The 19,062-nt window shown below is 62.6% G+C and carries 13 protein-coding genes; 10 read left to right on the forward strand and 3 right to left on the reverse strand.

Annotation, left to right across the window (positions count from 1 at the left end):
* Positions 1-93: 93 nt before the first annotated feature.
* On the reverse strand, positions 94-1,062 hold the full coding sequence (locus J3P91_RS15315; RefSeq protein ID WP_434600936.1) for a helix-turn-helix domain-containing protein: 969 nt from the start codon (positions 1,060-1,062) through the stop codon (positions 94-96).
* A gap of 216 nt (positions 1,063-1,278) precedes the next feature.
* Between J3P91_RS15315 and J3P91_RS15320 the strand changes: the two genes are divergently transcribed.
* From J3P91_RS15320 to J3P91_RS15330, 3 genes are all read left to right on the forward strand, one after another.
* Complete coding sequence (locus J3P91_RS15320) at positions 1,279-2,652, forward strand: aspartate aminotransferase family protein (RefSeq protein WP_434600937.1); 1,374 nt, start codon at positions 1,279-1,281, stop codon at positions 2,650-2,652.
* A gap of 31 nt (positions 2,653-2,683) precedes the next feature.
* Positions 2,684-4,138, forward strand: a complete 1,455-nt coding sequence (locus tag J3P91_RS15325; protein ID WP_434600938.1) for an aldehyde dehydrogenase family protein — start codon at positions 2,684-2,686, stop codon at positions 4,136-4,138.
* 91 nt (positions 4,139-4,229) lie between these two features.
* Positions 4,230-4,793, forward strand: coding sequence for a cytochrome b (locus J3P91_RS15330; RefSeq protein ID WP_434600939.1), 564 nt, complete (start codon positions 4,230-4,232; stop codon positions 4,791-4,793).
* Between the two features lie 41 nt (positions 4,794-4,834).
* On the opposite strand, the gene acuI is transcribed toward J3P91_RS15330, so the two are convergent.
* Positions 4,835-5,821 carry an acrylyl-CoA reductase (NADPH) gene (acuI, locus tag J3P91_RS15335; RefSeq protein ID WP_434573915.1) on the reverse strand — a complete coding sequence of 329 codons (987 nt, stop codon included), beginning with the start codon at positions 5,819-5,821 and terminating at the stop codon, positions 4,835-4,837.
* A gap of 72 nt (positions 5,822-5,893) precedes the next feature.
* Positions 5,894-6,706, reverse strand: coding sequence for an oxidoreductase (locus tag J3P91_RS15340; RefSeq protein WP_434573913.1), 813 nt, complete (start codon positions 6,704-6,706; stop codon positions 5,894-5,896).
* A 317-nt stretch (positions 6,707-7,023) separates the two neighbouring features.
* Here J3P91_RS15340 and J3P91_RS15345 point away from each other — a divergent pair, with 317 nt between their 5' ends.
* The 7 genes from J3P91_RS15345 (at position 7,024) to J3P91_RS15375 (ending at position 18,646) form a co-directional block, all read left to right on the forward strand.
* Positions 7,024-7,788 carry a substrate-binding periplasmic protein gene (locus J3P91_RS15345; RefSeq protein WP_434600940.1) on the forward strand — a complete coding sequence of 255 codons (765 nt, stop codon included), beginning with the start codon at positions 7,024-7,026 and terminating at the stop codon, positions 7,786-7,788.
* Between the two features lie 162 nt (positions 7,789-7,950).
* Entirely contained in the window at positions 7,951-9,204 is a 1,254-nt protein-coding gene (gene mexE, locus J3P91_RS15350; RefSeq protein ID WP_305500743.1) for a multidrug efflux RND transporter periplasmic adaptor subunit MexE, read from the forward strand.
* Positions 9,205-9,219: 15 nt separating this feature from the next.
* Positions 9,220-12,399, forward strand: coding sequence for an efflux RND transporter permease subunit (locus J3P91_RS15355; protein ID WP_434600941.1), 3,180 nt, complete (start codon positions 9,220-9,222; stop codon positions 12,397-12,399).
* The gene (locus tag J3P91_RS15360) at positions 12,396-13,820 is read left to right on the forward strand and encodes an efflux transporter outer membrane subunit (RefSeq protein ID WP_434600942.1); all 1,425 of its coding nucleotides are present in this window, start codon (positions 12,396-12,398) and stop codon (positions 13,818-13,820) included. Before J3P91_RS15355 ends, J3P91_RS15360 begins: the two co-directional genes overlap by 4 nt.
* Before the next feature lie 447 nt (positions 13,821-14,267).
* Positions 14,268-15,323 carry a tetratricopeptide repeat protein gene (locus tag J3P91_RS15365; RefSeq protein WP_434600943.1) on the forward strand — a complete coding sequence of 352 codons (1,056 nt, stop codon included), beginning with the start codon at positions 14,268-14,270 and terminating at the stop codon, positions 15,321-15,323.
* Positions 15,324-15,476: 153 nt separating this feature from the next.
* A complete protein-coding gene (locus J3P91_RS15370) occupies positions 15,477-16,979 on the forward strand; it encodes an ATPase domain-containing protein (protein WP_434600944.1) in 1,503 nt (500 codons plus the stop codon).
* Positions 16,976-18,646: a response regulator gene (locus tag J3P91_RS15375; RefSeq protein WP_434600945.1), complete on the forward strand. Its 1,671-nt coding sequence runs from the start codon at positions 16,976-16,978 to the stop codon at positions 18,644-18,646. Before J3P91_RS15370 ends, J3P91_RS15375 begins: the two co-directional genes overlap by 4 nt.
* Positions 18,647-19,062 lie beyond the last annotated feature (416 nt).

Genomic DNA, 19,062 nt, shown 5'->3' on the forward strand with positions numbered 1-19,062 from the left:
TCAATGAATCGATAACCTCGCCTTCCATCAGAAGCGAGAAGCGTCCCGCCCGGAATCGACGCCAGCGCACCGCCGATTGCGCCAGGAGAACCTTCAGGCATGGGCGCAATCAGGAATGGCGGCGCGGGCAGTATGGGAGGGCAATTCCGCGAACAGCTCCTGATACTCCGCGGCAAAATGGCTGAGGTGATAAAAACCCCATTGGGCGGCGGCGTCGCCGATCGACAGATGGGACGCCCGGGTAGACATCAAGGTCCGGCGCACACCGTTGAGCCTGACGGAGCGCAGATAGTTGAGCGGCGTGGTCTCGGCAACCGAGCGGAAGCTGTTCTGCACGGTACGCCGACTCACCTGGAGGCGCTGGCAGAGGTCGTCCACGCTGGGCACGTTGTTCAGTTCCGCGGTCGCCAGGCGGTGGCATTTTTCGACAATATAACTGCGCGTCGAGCTTGGCGTGCGCTGCTGCTTGTCGCAGGCCGGATCGGTCATCAATTGCAGCAACTCGCCGAGCATGGCCTGTTCCAGCACCAGCTCGCGATCGTGCGTCGGGTCGAGCTCTTCGCTTGAGAGGGCCTGGGAGAATGCCGCCAGCATGCGACGGCGGGCGTCGGCATAACGTTGAGTGGGCAGCCTGATGACCGGCTGCCGCAGCAATTGACCGATTTCCTTTGCCGAGGTGGTTTGTGCCAGCGCCTGCTCGAACCATTCGCGCTCGAAGGTAATGGCCAGCAGCTCCATGCCCATCGGCATATGGAACATGAACTCCTCGCCCCCGTGCAGGAAGAACAGGCTGCTGTCGTCGACCTCCCGCCCTTGCATCCGGATCGAACCCGGAACCGTGATGGGCACGGCGAAACACATCTTGCCCCGGGGCGCGACGCCGTGCTGCACGACACGCTGGTTGATCTTCTCGCGAAATACGTGGCAGCGCGCGGTGCTCAGCTGTATGAGCGAGCTCTCGGCCGAGCCGGCGGTCAGTTGGTTGTAATCCTGATTCCACTCCTGGACGGTAGCGGCGTGGACATGAATATCGCGGAAATGGCTGATGTTGTGGTTTTTCATGATGACAAAAGCCTCTGCCGATATTCTTGTTATTGGGATCGTCTTTGTGCGCAATATTCTCACGATAGGAGAATTCTGCAAATTTATTTGGTTAGCTTTCAGCACTCCTGCCGGACCGCTGCGGGATGGCCGGCCAATGTGCCGATTCGGGCTACCGGCCGCGCACGGGCGACGGGGATGATCGGGACACTGAAACCGACATCCTGAGAGACCGTCATGAGTGAAGCCAAGCTTGAATCCTTGCATTTTGCGGATGCGCCGCGGATCACCTCCGCCATTCCCGGCCCCAGGACCATCGAGGCCATGGCGATATCGGCGCGTACCGAGTCGATGGCGCGCGGTGGCGGACGCATGCCCGTGGCCATGGACCGGGCTTTTGGCGCGACCTTCAAGGACCCCGATGGCAACACCTATATCGACCTGTCCGCCGGCGTGGGCGTCAGCAGCGTAGGCCGCTGCCATCCGAAGGTGGTGCAAGCGATCCGTGAACAGTCCGAAGTGCTGATGCACGCCCTGGAAGTGAACAGTACCCGGCGCACCGAACTGGCGGCGAAGATTGCCGAAATCGCCCCCGACGGGTTGCGCGGCGATTGCATAACGTTCTTCACGCAAAGCGGCAGCGACGCACTGGAGGCCGCGGTCAAGTTCGCCAAGCGCATTACAGGGCGGCACCAGATCATCGCTTTCCACGGTGGCTATCACGGCGTCTGGAACGCCTCGGGCGCGCTGACCACTGGCACCGCCTACCGCAAGGGCTACGGTGCCCAGATGGGCGGAGTCATTCATGCGCCCTACCCTTACGCCTATCGTTTTCCCTTCGACACCACGCACAAAAGCGCCGAGCAGATCGCCGGCGAATACGTGGATTACTTGCTGAACACCCCTTACACAGCGGCCGATGACGTGGCCGCGGTGATCGTCGAACCGGTCCAGGGCGAAGGCGGCTACGTGCCCCCGTCGCCAGAGTTCCTGCAATTGTTGCGCAAGGCCTGCGACCGCAGTGGCGCGTTGCTGATCGTCGATGAAGTGCAGTCCGGCGCGGGACGCACCGGCAAGATGTGGGCGGTCGAACATTCAGGCGTGAAGCCCGACATGCTCACCTTCGGCAAGGGCATCGGCAGCGACCTGCCGATGGCGGGCCTGATCATGCGCTCGGACCTGGCGGCGGCGATTCCTGATGGCTCGGTGCCCAATACCTTTGCCGCCAACTCACTCTCGGCGGCAGTGGCGCTGACCAATATCAGCATCCTCCAGGACCCTGAGCTCGACCTGCTCAACCGCGCCCACACGCTTGGGCTGGAAGCACAGGAACGCATCCGCGGTTTCGACAGCCCTTTCATCGGCGAGGTACGCGGTCGTGGCCTGATGATCGGCATCGAGCTGGTCGAGGACCCGGTCACCAAGGCGCCGCTGGCGCCGGCCAGGATCGGCCAACTGATGGGCTACCTGCTGAACCACGGCGTACTGATGATTCCCTGCGGTCGCTACAGCAACGTGATGCGGGTGATGCCTTCGCTGACGATCCCACGCTCGATGTTCTTCAAGGCCCTGGACATTTTTGGCGACGCCCTGGCCACCCTCAAGGCATGACCGTCCACTTCACCTTATTACGGATCGCAAAATGACCCAGCACTTCAAGCACTTCATCGAAGGCGCGGCCCTCGAAGCCTCCGACGGTCGCCGCATCCCCCTCGTCGACCCAGTGACGGAACAGGCCTACGGCAGCTCCGCACGCGGCACCGCCGAGGACGTCGACCGTGCGGTGAACGCTGCGCTCGACCAACTTGAGCGTGGCGCCTGGAGTCGGCTCGACGGCGCCCAGCGCGCGCGACTGCTGTCGAAACTGGCTGACCTGGTCGAGCGCGACACCGAACAGCTCGCCGACCTCGACGCCAATGCCATCGGCCGCTCCCCCCTCGAACCCCGCCGAATGGACATCCCCAACGCCGTTGCGAATCTGCGCGCCGCCGCCGGCTGGGCCAATCAGCTGGAGGGCCGGACCATCCCCTCCGGCGGTTATTTCGGCACCAGGACCCTGTCGTATACGGTGCGCGAGCCGGTAGGCGTGGTCGGCGCCATCGTCCCTTGGAACTCGCCGCTGATGATCACCGTCTGGAAGCTCGCTGCGTTACTCGCGGCAGGCTGCACGGTGGTCATCAAGCCTTCGGAAGAAACCCCGCAATCGGCCCTGCACCTGGTGGCGCTGGCCCAGGAAGCGGGCTTCCCCGACGGGGTGATCAACGTGGTCACCGGTTACGGCGATGAAGTCGGCCGTGCCCTGTGCGAACACCCGCACGTCGCCAAGATCAGCTTCACCGGCAGCCCCGAAGCGGGTCGCGAAATCCAGCGCACCGCCGGTGTGCTGTTCAAGCGCGTCGCCCTGGAGCTGGGCGGCAAGAGTCCGCAGATTGTCTTCGACGACGCACCCTTCGACGATGCGTTGCACGGCTGCTCGCTCGGCCTGTTCGTCAACCAGGGACAGATCTGCGCGGCCGGCTCGCGCATCCTGGTCCAGCACGGCATCGCCGAGCGCTTCGCCGCGGCGCTTGCCGATGCCGCACGGGCGGTCAAGGTCGGTGATCCTCGGAAAGCCGACGTACAGATGGGCCCCGTGGCCAAAAAAGCCCAGTTCGAGCGCGTCAACCGGTACATCCAACTGGGTATCGAGCAAGGTGCCACGCTGTTGGCTGGCGGCGTATCGACGCCCGAAAGGGGCTGGTTTGTCCAACCGACCATCTTTGCCAATGCACGCAATGACATGGCGATCGCCCGGGACGAGATCTTCGGCCCGGTCGGCACCGTGATCACTTTCGACAGCGAAGACGAGGCTCTTGCCTTGGCCAACGATTCGGCTTACGGCCTCGCGGCGACGGTCTGGACCAATGACCTGGCAAAGGCGCATCGCGTGGCTGGCGCGGTGAAGGCCGGCGCCGTGGGCGTCAACTGCTGGAGCCCGCTGGATGCCAACCTGCCGTGGGGCGGGGTGAAAGCCAGCGGCATTGGCCGTGAGGGCGGATTTGCTGGCGCGTTGGCCTACACCGAAGAGAAAGTCATCACCGTATTACTGCCCACCTGACAGCCATCCCTGCACTGACCAAGCGACCCTCGATGCGCTGATTAGCCGAGGGTCGCTCAGGTGCATTTTTGTTACCGATGGAGAGACCGCGATGCATCCGGCAAATCAAACACCTGTTGATCGGTATCCTACGTCCCTGCGACTCCTGCATTGGGCGCGCGCCGTGCTCATCGCAGGCCTGCTCTGGGCAGGCTGGCACATGACCGGGCTGGATGACGAGGTGGCGAGCAAATACGAGCTTTATTATCCGTGGCACAAATCGTTCGGGGTGTTGGCATTCTTGCTGGTCCTGGTCCAGATCGTCTTGCGCATGCGAACCCCCAGGCTGCCGCAGCCGCCGGAATCATTGGCGCGCTATGAACGGGTTTCGTCAAGACTCGCCCACCGTACCTTGTATGCGCTGCTGGTGATCGTGCCGTTGATGGGCTATTCGATGTCGAGCACCTACACGATGAGCGACGGGGTGTTCTTCTTTGGCGTGAACCTCCCGGAGCTGCTTGGCAAAAATGACGATTGGTTCGTCGTCTTCCAGTGGCTGCACAAGGTGCTTGCCTACACGCTGCTCGGCCTGATCCTGCTGCACGTTGCCGGCGCGCTCAAGCACCGGTTCCTCGACCGCGATCCCCGAAGCGACGTGCTGCGCCGCATGCTCTGACGGCTTTGCAAACCCTCGTCGGACACCGCGGGAGGCCTTGGTTATGCGTTCACATCCACGACCGTACGGCCACGCACCTGTCCTTCCAACACCTGAGCGGCGACCTGCGGAACCTGCGCCAGGCCGACGACCTGGGTGGTCCGGGCGAGCTTGTTCACGTCGAGATCCCGGGCCAGTCGCGCCCATGCCTGCAGGCGAACATCTTGCGGAGCGTTCACCGAGTCGATACCGGCGAGGGTCACGTTGCGCAGGATGAAGGGCAGCACCGAGCCGGGCAGATCCGCCCCCTGGGCCAGGCCGAAAGCGGCGACAACGCCACGATATCGAGTCTGTGCCAAGGCATTGACCAGGGTATGGCTACCGACCGAATCGATGACGCCGGCCCAGCGCTCCTTGGCAACCGGAGCACCCGGCTCGGACAAGGTATGACGATCGATGATCTCGCAGGCACCCAGATCGCGCAGATAATCGGCTTCTTCCTGACGGCCGGTCGAGGCAATCACCCGATAGCCCAGGCCGGACAACAGTGCGATTGCAACCGAGCCCGCGCCGCCGTTGGCGCCGGTCACCAGAACGTCGCCACGCTCAGGCGTCAGGCCACCGTGCTCCAGGGCCAACACACTGAGCATCGCGGTGTAGCCGGCGGTGCCGATGGCCATGGCCTGGCGGGTCGAAAAAACCTCCGGAACCTTCACCAGCCAGTCGCCGCTCACGCGCGCCTTCTGGGCAAAGCCGCCGTGGTGGGTCTGGCTCAGCCCCCAGCCGTTGAGCAGCACCCGATCGCCAGCCTGGAAACCGGCATGACTGGAACTCTCGACAACGCCGGCAAAGTCGATGCCAGGAATCAGCGGAAATTGGCGGATCACGGGTGTGCGACCGCTGAGCGCCAAGGCGTCCTTGTAATTGACGGTGGAGTACTCGATCGCGACGGTGACGTCGCCGGCCATCAGGTCCTCATCCTTGAAGTCGACCAGGCTGGTGGAAATCACGTCAGCGGTTTTGGTGCAAAGCAGCGCTTTGAAGGTCATTGTTGGTTTCCTCTTCATTCTGAGCGGGTCGGGGCCAACGCAGCGAATGCGGGCGCTGGCCCGGCTGGCAATTCATGCGAGCTGCAGGGCCTTGCGGATGCCCGTGTCCAGCACGCCAGCCGGCGCGAAGCGACGCATGAACTGCAGCTGCGCGGCTGTCTTGCCGGCGGTGTAACGCAGCTTCGGCCGCTCGGCGCGAGCAGCCTTGAGCACCACGTCAGCCACCACGTCGGGGCCCTCGGCGGTCGCCATCGCCTGGTTGACGACCTTCGTTACCTTAACCCGAATGTCCTCATACACGTCCAGCTTGGCGTCAGCCTGCAGGCTGTTGCTTTCGAAGGCCGTGCGCGTATAGCCGGGCTCGATGACGACCACCCGGATGCCATGGGTACGCAACTCGTGATCCAGGGCTTGGGAATAGCCGTCCACCGCATGTTTGCTGGCCACGTAGAGCGCTACATAAGGTACGGATACGACACCAAGAATGGAGCCGATGTTGATGATTCGACCGCTGCCCTGACGTCGCATGTGGGGCACAACGGCGCGGGTCATGCGCACGACACCGAGGAAATTGGTATCGAAGACGGCCTTGGCCTGCTCGATCGAGCTTTCTTCCGCCGCGGCCGGAGCAAGCCCGAAGCCGGCATTGTTGACCAGCAAATCGATGCGCCCTTCCCGGCGCAGCAGCTCGGCGACGGCGGCTTCGACGCTGGCGTCGTCGGTCACGTCCAGCGCCAGCATCGCATAGGGCTGATGCTCACCGCGGGTTCCGCGGCGACTGGTGCCATAGACGGTGTAGCCTGCGGATGCCAGCTTGTTGGCGATGGCCTCACCGATGCCGGACGAAGCGCCAGTCACCAACGCTACGGGTTTAGTGGTGGTCATGAAGTTTTCCTCGGCTGCCTGGTTGGCCCGGCATCGGTGCGTGTCGGGCGAACCTATGATGATGACCATAATCATAGACGTCAAGATTTTTGATTTTGATCGACATCAAAATAGACTAACCTGTTTGCGTCCCCCATCGGCAGGATGATCTATACCTACAGGAACACGCGCCCAGGCCAGACGACAATAAGAGACGCCCGGGCAAGACGATTGACCAGTCAGGGAAACGCGGCCTCCGTGCATTGGCCTGCGACATGTTCCCGGCGCCGGACAGGTAGGATGGCGCCCCCCCCCTTTTAATGCCTGAAGTATCGATCATGAGCCGGATCCCGCGCGTATTGAATGGCCGTCCCAAAGTGTTTGCCCGGCTCTGCCTGTTACTGCTGGCATGGGTTATCCATCCAGCGTACGGTGAGCCGCAGGTCATTGAGCTGCACATCCCGGACGCACCTCCGCTGACGTTCATCAACGACCCCAGGGGGTACGGCATCGTCGGTGACGTCGCGGTGCAGGCGATTACCCGGGCCGGGTATACGCCAAAGATCCACCTGCTGCCCTGGGCCAGGGCACAGAAACATGTCAGCGAAGAACACGACTACCTGATAGCTCCCTTGTCGCGCATTCCTGTGCGCGAGGAGCGCTTCACCTGGATCGCTTCGATCATGCCCATGGAGCGCGCCTTCTTCAGCCTCGACCGGCAGGTCACCAGTTTCGCCCAGGCGAAAGCAACCTACCGCAAGATCGGCGTCGGCCTGGGCAGTGCACAAGAGGACATCCTGCGCGCCGAAGGCTTCAGCGACGAACAGATCTATCCGCTGGCCATCGGTGACAACCCTGCCCAGATGCTGTTGATGGGACGTATCGATGCCTGGTTCAACGGTGTTCCGGAGAGTCGCTACATCTGGCCGAAGGTGTCCAGGCGCAAACTGCTGATGAGCCCGGTTGGCAGCAGTGCCGACCTCTATCTGGCGTGTTCCAGGCGCTGCTCCGAAAAAATTGTCGAAGACTTGCGTGGAGCCGTGGAGGCCCTGCGCAAGGACGGCACGATCAAGCGGATACGTGAGGTTTATCTGCCTGACTAAGTAGCCGGCTGGCACCGATCCACTACACAGTTGCCGTATGCCATGGCTCATCAATGGCTTATATCATTCCGAATGATAGTTACCTTTGCTTCATTCGATTCGTTCCTTTCAGCCTTGCCACGCATCATCCGCCCATCTCAATACACTTGGCGGATGCTATCCATGGAACATTCACTTTCTAAATTGCGCTTTCCCCTGGCACTGTTGGCAGTGCTGGTGATCAGCGCGTGCGGCAAGACCCCCGACACGGCAGCTTCGATGCCGGCGGCCAAAGTCAGTGTGGCCAAGGTACTGGAGCAACCCGTCAACGAATGGGACGAGTTCACCGGGCGCCTCGAAGCGCCGGAAACCGTCGAGATCCGCCCGCGGGTTTCCGGGCAGATCGATGAAGTGGCCTTCACCGAAGGCGCGCTGGTCAAGAAAGGCGACCTGCTGTTCCAGATCGACCCGCGCCCGTTCCAGGCTGAAGTGCGTCGTCTCGAAGCCCAACTGGCCCAGGCTCGCGCCACCGCGACCCGCAGCGAGAACGAGGCCCAGCGTGGCGAACGCCTGCGTTTGAGCAATGCGATTTCCGCTGAACTGGCGGATTCGCGCACCACCGCAGCCCAGGAAGCCCGCGCCGCCGTGGCCGGCATCCAGGCGCAACTGGACCTGGCCAAGCTGAACCTCAGCTTCACCCGGGTCACCTCGCCCATCAACGGCCGTGTCAGCCGGGCGGAAATCACCGCCGGCAACCTGGTGACCGCCGACGTCACGCCGCTGACCAGCGTGGTCTCCACCGACAAGGTCTACGCCTACTTCGACGCCGACGAGCGCGTCTTCCTCAAGTACACCCAACTCGCCCGCCAGGGCCAGCGCGGCCAGGCCACGCCGGTCTACATGGGCCTGTCCAACGAGGAAGGCAACCCGCACCTGGGCCAGATGAACTTCGTCGACAACCAGGTCAACCCGCAGACCGGCACCATCCGTGGCCGCGCGGTGTTCGACAACAAGGACGGCGCCTACACCCCTGGCCTGTACGCCCGACTGAAACTGGTGGGCAGCGGCACCTACTCTGCCGTGCTGATCAACGACGAAGCCGTCGGCACCGACCTGGGCAAGAAATTCGTGCTGGTGATGGACGCCGACAACAAGCCGGCGTACCGCGCCGTCGAGCTGGGGCCGAAAATCGAAGGCCTGCGTATCGTGCGCAACGGCCTGAGCAAGGACGACACCATTATCGTCAAGGGACTGCAACGGGCCCGTCCGGGTTCGCCGGTCACGCCTGAAACCGTGCCGATGGCCAGCGAGCAAACCCTCGCCGCCCTGGCACAACAACGTAAAGCGCTCGAAGCCAGCAACCTGCCCCAGGTCGCGCCCAACAAGGCAGCGTCCGGCTCCGCAGGCAAACTGGCCTCTGCGTCCCCACGCGGCTAAGGGACTGAACTCAAGATGAAATTTTCCCAGTTCTTCATTTCGCGGCCGATCTTCGCAGCGGTGCTCTCGCTGCTGATCCTGATCGCCGGTGCGATCTCGTTGTTCCAGCTGCCGATCAGCGAATACCCCGAAGTCGTGCCGCCGACCGTGGTCGTGCGCGCCAACTTCCCCGGTGCCAACCCCAAGGTCATCGGTGAAACCGTAGCCGCGCCTCTGGAACAAGCCATCACCGGCGTCGAGAACATGCTCTACATGTCCTCGCAGTCCACCGCCGACGGCAAGATCACCCTGACCATCACCTTCGCCCTGGGCACCGACCTGGACAACGCCCAGGTGCAGGTGCAGAACCGCGTCACCCGCACCGAGCCCAAGTTGCCGGAGGAAGTGACCCGGATCGGCATCACGGTGGACAAGGCGTCGCCCGACCTGACGATGGTCGTGCACTTGACCTCGCCGGACAAACGCTACGACATGCTTTACCTGTCCAACTACGCCTTGCTCAACATCAAGGATGAGCTGGCGCGCCTCGGCGGCGTCGGTGATGTGCAGTTGTTCGGCATGGGTGATTATTCGCTGCGGGTCTGGCTGGATCCGAACAAGACCGCGTCGCGCAATCTGACCGCTACCGACGTTGTCACGGCGATCCGCGAGCAGAACCGCCAGGTTGCCGCCGGTGCCCTGGGCGCGCCTCCAGCGCCGAATGCCCAGGCGTTCCAACTCTCGGTCAACACCCAGGGTCGCCTGGTCAGCGAAGAAGAGTTCGAGAACATCATCATCCGTTCCGGCGCCAATGGTGAAATCACTCGCCTGAAAGACATCGCCCGGGTGGAGCTGGGCTCCAGCCAATACGCCCTGCGTTCGCTGCTCGACAACCAGCCGGCGGTGGCGATCCCGATCTTCCAGCGCCCGGGTTCCAATGCCATCCAGATTTCCAACGATGTGCGCGAGAAAATGGATGAGCTGAAAAAAGGCTTCCCGGCCGGCATGGACTACAGCATCGTCTATGACCCGACGATCTTCGTGCGCGGCTCCATCGAAGCGGTGGTGCATACCCTGTTCGAAGCGCTGATCCTCGTGGTGCTGGTGGTGATCCTGTTCCTGCAGACCTGGCGCGCCTCGATCATCCCGCTGGTGGCAGTGCCGGTGTCGCTGATCGGTACATTCGCGGTCATGCACCTGTTCGGCTTCTCACTCAATGCGCTGTCGCTGTTCGGGCTGGTACTGGCCATCGGTATCGTCGTGGACGATGCCATCGTGGTGGTGGAGAACGTCGAACGGAACATCGGCCTCGGGCTTACGCCGGTGGAAGCCACCAAGCGCGCTATGGGCGAAGTGACCGGGCCGATCATCGCCACGGCACTCGTACTGTGTGCGGTGTTCGTTCCCGCCGCCTTCATCAGCGGCTTGACCGGGCAGTTCTACAAACAGTTTGCCTTGACCATTGCCATCTCGACGGTGATCTCGGCGTTCAACTCGCTGACCCTGTCGCCAGCCCTGGCCGCGGTATTGCTCAAGAGCCATGACGCGCCCAAGGACCGTTTCTCGCGGCTCCTCGACAAGATCTTCGGCGGCTGGCTGTTCCGTCCGTTCAACCGCTTCTTCGACCGCGCCAGCCACGGTTACGTGGGCACCGTCGGCCGCGTGATCCGCAGCAGCGGCATTGCCCTGATCGTTTACGCAGGCTTGATGGTGCTGACCTTCTTCGGTTTCTCCAACACGCCAACCGGTTTCGTGCCTGGCCAGGACAAGCAATACCTGGTGGCCTTCGCGCAACTGCCGGACGCCGCGAGCCTGGACCGCACCGAAGACGTGATCAAGCGCATGTCCGAAATGGCCCTCAAGCAGCCGGGCGTTGAAAGCGCGGTGGCCTTCCCGGGCCTGTCGATCAACGGCTTCACCAACAGCCCGAACGCCGGCATCGTCTTCGTGACCCTCAAGCCTTTTGATGAGCGCAAGGACGCGAGTATGTCGGCCGGTGCCATCGCTGGTGCGTTGAACGGCCAGTATTCGGAGATCCAGGAAGCCTACATGGCGATCTTCCCGCCGCCGCCGGTACAGGGCCTGGGCACGATCGGTGGTTTCCGCCTGCAAATCGAAGACCGGGGCAACCTGGGCTACGACGAGCTGTACAAAGAAACCATGAACATCATCACCAAGAGCCACAACGTGCCGGAACTGGCCGGGTTGTTCACCAGCTACACGGTGAACGTGCCTCAGGTCGATGCCGCCATCGATCGTGAAAAAGCCAAGACCCACGGCGTAGCCGTCAGCGACATCTTCGACACCCTGCAGATCTACCTGGGTTCGCTGTATGCCAACGACTTCAACCGCTTCGGCCGTACCTACCAGGTCAACGTCCAGGCCGAGCAACAGTTCCGCCTCGAGTCGGACCAGATCGGCCAGCTCAAGGTGCGCAACAACCGTGGCGAGATGATCCCGCTGGCGACCTTCATCAAGGTCAGCGACACCTCGGGGCCGGACCGCGTGATGCACTACAACGGCTTCATCACCGCTGAAATCAACGGTGCCGCCGCCCCGGGCTACAGCTCCGGCCAGGCTGAAAAAGCCATCGAGAAACTGCTCAAGGACGAATTGCCCAACGGCATGACGTACGAGTGGACCGACCTGACGTACCAGCAGATTCTTTCGGGCAACACCGCGTTGTTCGTGTTCCCGCTCTGCGTATTGCTGGCGTTCCTGGTGCTCGCGGCCCAATACGAAAGCTGGAGCCTGCCTCTGGCGGTGATCCTGATCGTACCGATGACGCTGCTGTCGGCGATTACCGGGGTGATTCTCTCCGGTGGCGACAACAACATCTTCACCCAGATCGGCTTGATCGTACTGGTCGGACTGGCCTGCAAGAACGCGATTCTGATCGTCGAGTTCGCCAAGGATAAACAGCTCGAAGGCATGACCCCGCTGGCTGCGGTACTGGAAGCTTGCCGCCTGCGTCTGCGGCCGATCCTGATGACCTCCTTCGCCTTCATCATGGGCGTGGTGCCCCTGGTGCTCTCCAGCGGCGCCGGTGCGGAAATGCGCCACGCCATGGGTGTCGCGGTGTTCTCGGGCATGCTTGGGGTGACCTTCTTCGGCTTGCTGCTGACCCCGGTGTTCTACGTATTGATCCGTAACTTCGTCGAGCGCAGCGAGGCCCGCAAAGCGGCCCGGGCCTTGAAACTGGAGGCGCAACAATGAGTTTGAAAGCGTTCGTGCCGAGCCTGCTGGTCCTGGCGTTAAGCGCCTGCGCCGTGGGCCCGGATTACCAGGCACCGAAAACGGAGGCGGCCAACATCACCGCCGCCACCGACGGCGCCGCCGGTCAGAAGAACTTCGACCGCGCGCGGTTCGAAGGTATCTGGTGGCAGCAGTTCGACGACCCGACCCTCAACGCGTTGGTGACTCGCTCCCTGGACGGCAACCGCGAGTTGCGCGTGGCCTTCGCCCGCCTGCGGGCCGCCCGGGCGATTCGCGACGACGCCAGCAATGACGCCATGCCGACCATCACCAGCCGCGCCAGTAGCGAGCTGGGCAAAGGCCAGAACCCGATGGGGCAGACCGACGACCGGGTCAACTCCGAGCGTTATGACCTGGGCCTGGACATGGCCTGGGAACTGGACCTGTTCGGCCGCATCCAGCGCAACCTGGAAGCGACCGATGCCGACCAGCAGGCCGCCGAGGCCGATCTCTATCAGTTGCAGGTGAGCATGATCGCCGAACTGGTGGACGCCTACGGCCAGCTGCGCGGCGCCCAACTGCGTGAAAAAATCGCCCTGGCCAACCTGCAGAACCAGCAGGAGTCGCGCAAGATCACCGAAAGCCTGCGTGATGCCGGCGTCGGCGATCAGCTCGACGTGGTGCGTGCCGATGCGCGCCTGGCCGCGGTGGAAGCCAGCGTGCCGCAACTGCAAGCCGAACAGGCGCGCCAGCGCAACCGCATCGCGACATTGCTGGGCGAGCGTCCGGACAAGCTGAGCGTGGACCTGAGCCCTAAACAGCTGCCGGCGATTGCCAAGGCCCTGCCGATTGGCGACCCCGGTCAACTGCTGCAACGCCGTCCGGATGTCCTGAGTGCCGAGCGTCAACTGGCGGCTGCCACGGCGCGCATCGGCGTGGCCAAGGCCGACCTGTTCCCAAGGGTCAGCCTCAGCGGTTTCCTCGGCTTCACCGCCGGACGCGGTTCGCAAATCGGTTCCTCGGCGGCCAATGCCTGGGCGCTGGGTCCAAGCATTACCTGGGCCGCGTTCGACCTGGGCAGTGTGCGAGCGCGCTTGCGCGGTGCCAGCGCCGAGGCTGATGGCGCCCTGGCGAACTATGAACAGCAAGTGCTGCTGGCCCTGGAAGAATCGGAAAACGCCTTCAGCGATTACGGCAAACGCCAACAGCGGCTGATCTCGTTGATCCGCCAGAGCGAATCGAGCCGCGCGGCCGCCGACCTGGCCGAGATTCGCTACCGCGAAGGCACCGAGGACTTCCTCGTGCTGCTCGACGCCCAGCGTGAACGCCTCGCCGCCGAGGACAGCCAGGCCCAGGCCGAAGTGGACCTGTATCGCGGCATCGTCGCGATCTACAAGGCCCTGGGCGGCGGCTGGCAACCGGAAACCGTCGCCAGCAACTGAGCCCTCCCCAACCGAGCTCCTTTGGTTGGCCGCAACCAACCAATCCCTTTGCCCCGCGTCTCATTCGGTCGCGGGGCTTTTTTGTTTATCGACCAGCGCTCTTGGAAAAGCCTGTTGTGGGAGCGAGCCTGCTCGCAATGAGGCCAGCCCAGATACCCCGTGGCGAGGGAGCTCGCTCCCGCTCGGCTGCGCAGCAGTCGCAAAATCGGCTGACGCGGTCTGCCTGAAGACAGCCAGGGCCGGCTTTGCCGGCCAGCGGGAGCAAGCTCCCTCGCCACAGGGTTGTCTGATATATCGGGTTCCTGGCGATGAAATGTCATTGCCTGTCCCACCGTCATCGCGAGCAAGCTCGCTCCCACAGATCCCCCACCGCTATTCAGGTTTGACTCAAGCCCGGACCTGACCGAAGCTTGCGACACTTCACGCTTCTGGTTATGGATTACCTGAATGTCCTCGTCTCGCCGCTATCTGCTCCTCAGCCTCGCCGTCGTCCTGGTCATCGGTCTCGTCGCGATATGGCTACGCAGCACCACGCCGCAAATCCCCGAAGCAATCAAGCGTGGTTACAGTGAGGCCCTGGACAACGCCCGCAACGGGCAGCCCGGCGCGGCGCGGATGCTTTACCAGCAACTGGGACGCCCGGACCTCTCACCCAAGCGCCGCGTACGCTTGCACGCCGAGCTGCCCAACTACCCGAGCCCCCAGGCCCTGAAACTGGCGCAAGCGGACTTGCACAGCGAATCGCCGCAGGTGCGCCACGCGGCCATCGACAGCATCGTCGGGCTGGTGCCGAACGCCCAGCGCAGCCTGTTGCTCGGCCCGCTCCTGGAGGACAACGAGCCGGACGTCCGGTTTGCCGCCGTGAATGCCCTGCTGGGTCTTTCGCCAGATGAACTGGGCCTGTATTTCGGCGCGATGCAGATCGCCGCCGACACCTGGAAGCAGGTACTCAACGACGCTCCGCCCACCACCGAGTCGCTCTATCAGCTCGCCCGGCTGTACCTGCATAACGCTGATCTGAAAAAAGCCCAGCAGGCGCTGGAGCAGGCCCTGCGCCTGCAGCCGGACAACCTGCCGGCGCTGGTCATGCAGGTCGATGTGCTGGACCGACAAGGCCAGGCCGAAGCTGCACGCCAACTGCTCGCCCGGCAGTTGCAAACCCAGCCGGCATCGGCTTATCTGCAACATGCGCTGGGCATGTGGCTGCTCCAGCACGGGCAGACCGAATACGCCGTGCTTGGCCTGGCCAAAGCGGTGGAGCTTGAGCCTGAGAACCGGCACTACCGCTATGACCTGGCGACCACTTTGCACGCCGAGCAGGAGGTGGAAGCCGCGCAGAAGCAGCTACAGGAAATCGTCCAGCGCTACCCTGCCGATCGCAAGGCGCGGGTATTGCTGATCAATTATTGGAAGGAGACCGGTCAGTTACAGCATGTCCAGGTTTTATTGGCCCAACTGGAACAACTGAACCCTGACGACCCGGCGATACAACAAGGCCTGTAGGCCCATTTGCGCGGGTGGAAAGTTGTGCAGCAGTGCGCGTTTTGTCAAAGGAAGCGGAACCGCCATCACTGCCAAAGGTCAAGTGTTCAGGCAGTTCATTTTCAGGCGATACCCCGCCTGCTGCCCACTTCCCTAGTCATGAGAGGGTTATTTTTGATTACATCTAACGAGTCGATCAGCGCAAAAGCCGCCACCGGGATCGAAGGGCTGGACGATGTCCTTTCCGGTGGTTTGTCCCGGGGTCACGTGTTTCTCCTGGAGGGAGAGCCGGGTACCGGTAAAACCACGGTCGCGTTGCATTTCCTGATGGCCGGCGCCAAGGCCGGCGAACGCTCGTTGTATATCACGCTGTCGGAAACCGAGCGTGAATTGCGTCAGGGCGCGGCCTCCCATGGATGGACGCTCGATGAGAGCATCCACATCTTCGAGCTGACCCCGCCCGAGAGCCTGCTCAACGCCGATCAGCAGCAGAGCCTGCTGTATTCCTCCGACCTGGAACTGGGGGAAGCGACCCGGCAGATCTTCGAAGTGGTGGAGCGCATCAAGCCGACCCGGGTCGTGCTCGACAGCCTTTCGGAGATCCGCCTGCTGGCGCAGAGCTCTCTGCGCTATCGTCGGCAGATCCTCGCGATCAAACACTACTTCGTGCGTTATGACGCCACGGTCCTGCTCCTGGATGACCTGACCACTGAATCCCTGGACAAGACCGTGCACAGCGTGGCCCACGGAGTCATTCGCCTCGAGGAACTGACCCCCAACTACGGTGCCGAACGGCGCCGGCTGCGGGTGGTCAAGTATCGCGGGCAGAAATACCGTGGCGGCTACCACGATTTCACCATCATGAGCGACGGCCTGCACGTCTTCCCTCGCCTGGTGGCCGCCGAGCATCGTGGCCAGTACTTGCGTCAACAGCTGTCCAGCGGAATCGCCGAAATGGACGCCCTGTTGGGCGGTGGCATCGAGACCGGCTCCAGCACGCTGATTCTCGGTCCGGCCGGTACCGGCAAATCGCTGATCTCGTTGATCTTTGCTGCAGCTGCCGTACGCCGCGGAGAAAAAGCCGCTCTGTTCATCTTCGACGAAGAGCTGGGGCTGCTGTTCGAGCGCATGAAAAACATCGGCATCGATCTGCACGAATTGCAAAAAACCGGCAACCTGCTGATCGAGCAGGTCGACGCCGCGGAGTTGTCTCCGGGTGAGTTTTCCCATCGCGTGCGGCGTTGCGTCAGTGACGGCAACATCAAAACCGTCGTGATCGACAGCATCAACGGCTACCAGGCCGCCATGCCGGAAGAAAACGCCCTGGTCTTGCATATGCATGAGCTGTTGCTCTACCTCAACCGCAAAGGCGCGGCGACCTTCATGACCGTCGCGCAGCATGGTCTCGTGGGCGACATGCAGGCTCCAGTGGACATTACCTACCTCGCCGACACCGTCATCCTGCTGCGTTACTTCGAAGCGCTGGGCAAGGTTCGCCGGGCGGTTTCCGTTATCAAGAAGCGCACCGGCGCCCATGAGTCGACTATCCGTGAATATCGCATCAGCAAGCTGGGCATGACCATCGGCCAACCGCTGGAAGCATTCCAAGGCGTGTTGCGTGGCGTACCGACCTATATGGGTGCGGACAACCCGTTGCTTGAGGATGGCACTCCGTGACGTCGGCCGAGCCACTGTCCGAGCGGGCGCTGATTCTCGCGCCGCTCGGACGGGACAGCCAGATTGCCCTGATGATTCTAAAGGAAGCCGGTTTCAACGGCCTCGTTTGCAGTCATCTGGGCCATTTATGCGAAGAATTGGGGCAAGGTGCAGGCCTTTTGGTGATTTCATCGGAAGCCCTGGTCGGGCCGGATCTGGAAACCCTGTTCCAGCACATCGAACAGCAGCCGGCCTGGTCCGACTTGCCAATTGTCCTGCTGACTCATCACGGTGGCCCGGAGCAGAACCCGGTGGCACGCATCGGCGTGCAGCTGGGCAACGTGACGTTCCTGGAGCGTCCGTTCCATCCGGTGACGCTCGTCAGCCTGGTGACCACCGCGCTGCGCGGACGCCGCAGGCAATACGAAGCGCGGGACCGGCTAATCGACCTGAGCAACAGCGAGCTGCGCCTGCAAACGACCCTCGAAACCTTGGAACAACAGGTCGAGGAGCGCACCGCCCAGCTGCGTCATAACGAAGAAGCCCTGCGCCAGTCGCAGAAAATGGAAGCAGTCGGCCAATTGACCGGCGGGATCGCCCATGACTTCAACAACATGCTCACCGGCATCATCGGCAGCCTCGAATTGCTGCGCCGACGCCTGGCCCGCGGCCGCACCGAAGACCTGGACAGCCTGATCGACCTGGGCGTGACCTCGGCCAACCGGGCGGCAGGCCTGACGCATCGGCTGCTGGCCTTTTCCCGGCGGCAATCGCTGGACTCCAAGGCTGTGCAAATGAACACGCTCGTATTGTCCATGGGCGAGCTGCTGCAGCGTAGCCTCAACGAGAGCATCCGCCTGGAAATGCAACTGGACGAGCAGCTCTGGATCGCCGAAGCCGACCCCAATCAACTTGAAAGCGCCCTGCTCAACCTGGTGCTCAACGCCCGCGATGCAATGCCGGGTGGCGGCAAACTGCTGGTGCAGACGTTCAATCGTTACCTGGACACCGGCTTCACCGACGCCTACACCAACCTGGAGCCCGGGGACTACGTGGTGTTAAGCGTGCAGGATAGCGGATGCGGCATGCCGGAATCGGTGATGCACCGTGCGTTCGATCCTTTCTTCACGACCAAGCCGATCGGCCAGGGCACCGGCCTCGGCCTTTCGATGATCTATGGCTTCAGCAAGCAGTCCCGTGGCCACGTTACCATCGACAGCGAGGTCGACAAAGGCACCACCGTGAACCTTTATCTGCCGCGCTTTGTGGGTGAGGAGATACACGAACCAGCCGCCGTCACCCAGCAGGCGCCTTATGCGCAGGATGGCGAAACCGTGCTCATCGTCGAAGATGATGCGGCGGTGCGGGTGTTGGTCAGCGCAGTGCTGAGCGAGTTGGGCTACGCCTTCGTCGAGGCCGGCGACGCAAACGCGGCGATGCCGATCCTGCAATCGAACCAGCGCATCGACCTGTTGATCAGCGATGTGGGCCTGCCCGGCATGAATGGGCGGCAACTGGCCGAAATCGGCCGGCAGATCCGCCCCGATCTGAAAGTGCTGTTCATTACCGGTTACGCCGAGCACGCGGCGGTGCGCGGTGGTTTCCTCGACCCTGGCATGCAGATGATCACCAAGCCGTTCACGTTTGATCTGTTGACGGCGAAGGTGCGGGAGATGATCAAGGTTTGACCCCTTCGCGAGCAGGCTCGCTCCCACGGGATTGCCGTATGCCGTGAGGCCTGTGTCTGTCCAAAATCCAATGTGGGAGCGAGCCTGCTCGCGATAGCGGTGGGTCAGTCAATGATGATGTTGGATGGACTGGCCCCTTCGCGAGCAGGCTCGCTCCCACAGGGATTGCTGTGTGCCGTGAGGCCTGTGTCTGTCGAAGGTCCAATGTGGGAGCGAGCTTGCTCGCGATAGCGGTGGGTTAGCTACGCAAATGCTTGCATGTACCCGCTGTTGCTCTTGCTCTTGCTGTGCTTTTGATGTTGATCTCAGCGCCCCGTTAACCACGCTGGCCGAACGCAGGCATTGTGGAGTGGGCATCCCGGCATGGATGCCGGGATAGCCGCGCTGGGCCAGGGACGGCCCTTCGCGGCGGGCCC

Source organism: Pseudomonas sp. Z4-7 (assembly GCF_051131965.1).
Classification (GTDB): Bacteria; Pseudomonadota; Gammaproteobacteria; order Pseudomonadales; family Pseudomonadaceae; genus Aquipseudomonas.

Excerpts from the sequence above, each read along its gene's own strand:
- J3P91_RS15340 (WP_434573913.1), bottom strand. The coding sequence starts at position 6,706 with ATGACCACCACTAAACCCGTAGCGTTGGTGACTGGCGCTTCGTCCGGC.
- J3P91_RS15315 (WP_434600936.1), bottom strand. The coding sequence starts at position 1,062 with ATGAAAAACCACAACATCAGCCATTTCCGCGATATTCATGTCCACGCC.
- J3P91_RS15360 (WP_434600942.1), top strand. The coding sequence starts at position 12,396 with ATGAGTTTGAAAGCGTTCGTGCCGAGCCTGCTGGTCCTGGCGTTAAGC.
- J3P91_RS15330 (WP_434600939.1), top strand. The coding sequence starts at position 4,230 with ATGCATCCGGCAAATCAAACACCTGTTGATCGGTATCCTACGTCCCTG.
- J3P91_RS15355 (WP_434600941.1), top strand. The coding sequence starts at position 9,220 with ATGAAATTTTCCCAGTTCTTCATTTCGCGGCCGATCTTCGCAGCGGTG.
- J3P91_RS15325 (WP_434600938.1), top strand. The coding sequence starts at position 2,684 with ATGACCCAGCACTTCAAGCACTTCATCGAAGGCGCGGCCCTCGAAGCC.
- mexE (WP_305500743.1), top strand. The coding sequence starts at position 7,951 with ATGGAACATTCACTTTCTAAATTGCGCTTTCCCCTGGCACTGTTGGCA.
- J3P91_RS15345 (WP_434600940.1), top strand. The coding sequence starts at position 7,024 with ATGAGCCGGATCCCGCGCGTATTGAATGGCCGTCCCAAAGTGTTTGCC.
- acuI (WP_434573915.1), bottom strand. The coding sequence starts at position 5,821 with ATGACCTTCAAAGCGCTGCTTTGCACCAAAACCGCTGACGTGATTTCC.
- J3P91_RS15365 (WP_434600943.1), top strand. The coding sequence starts at position 14,268 with ATGTCCTCGTCTCGCCGCTATCTGCTCCTCAGCCTCGCCGTCGTCCTG.
- J3P91_RS15320 (WP_434600937.1), top strand. The coding sequence starts at position 1,279 with ATGAGTGAAGCCAAGCTTGAATCCTTGCATTTTGCGGATGCGCCGCGG.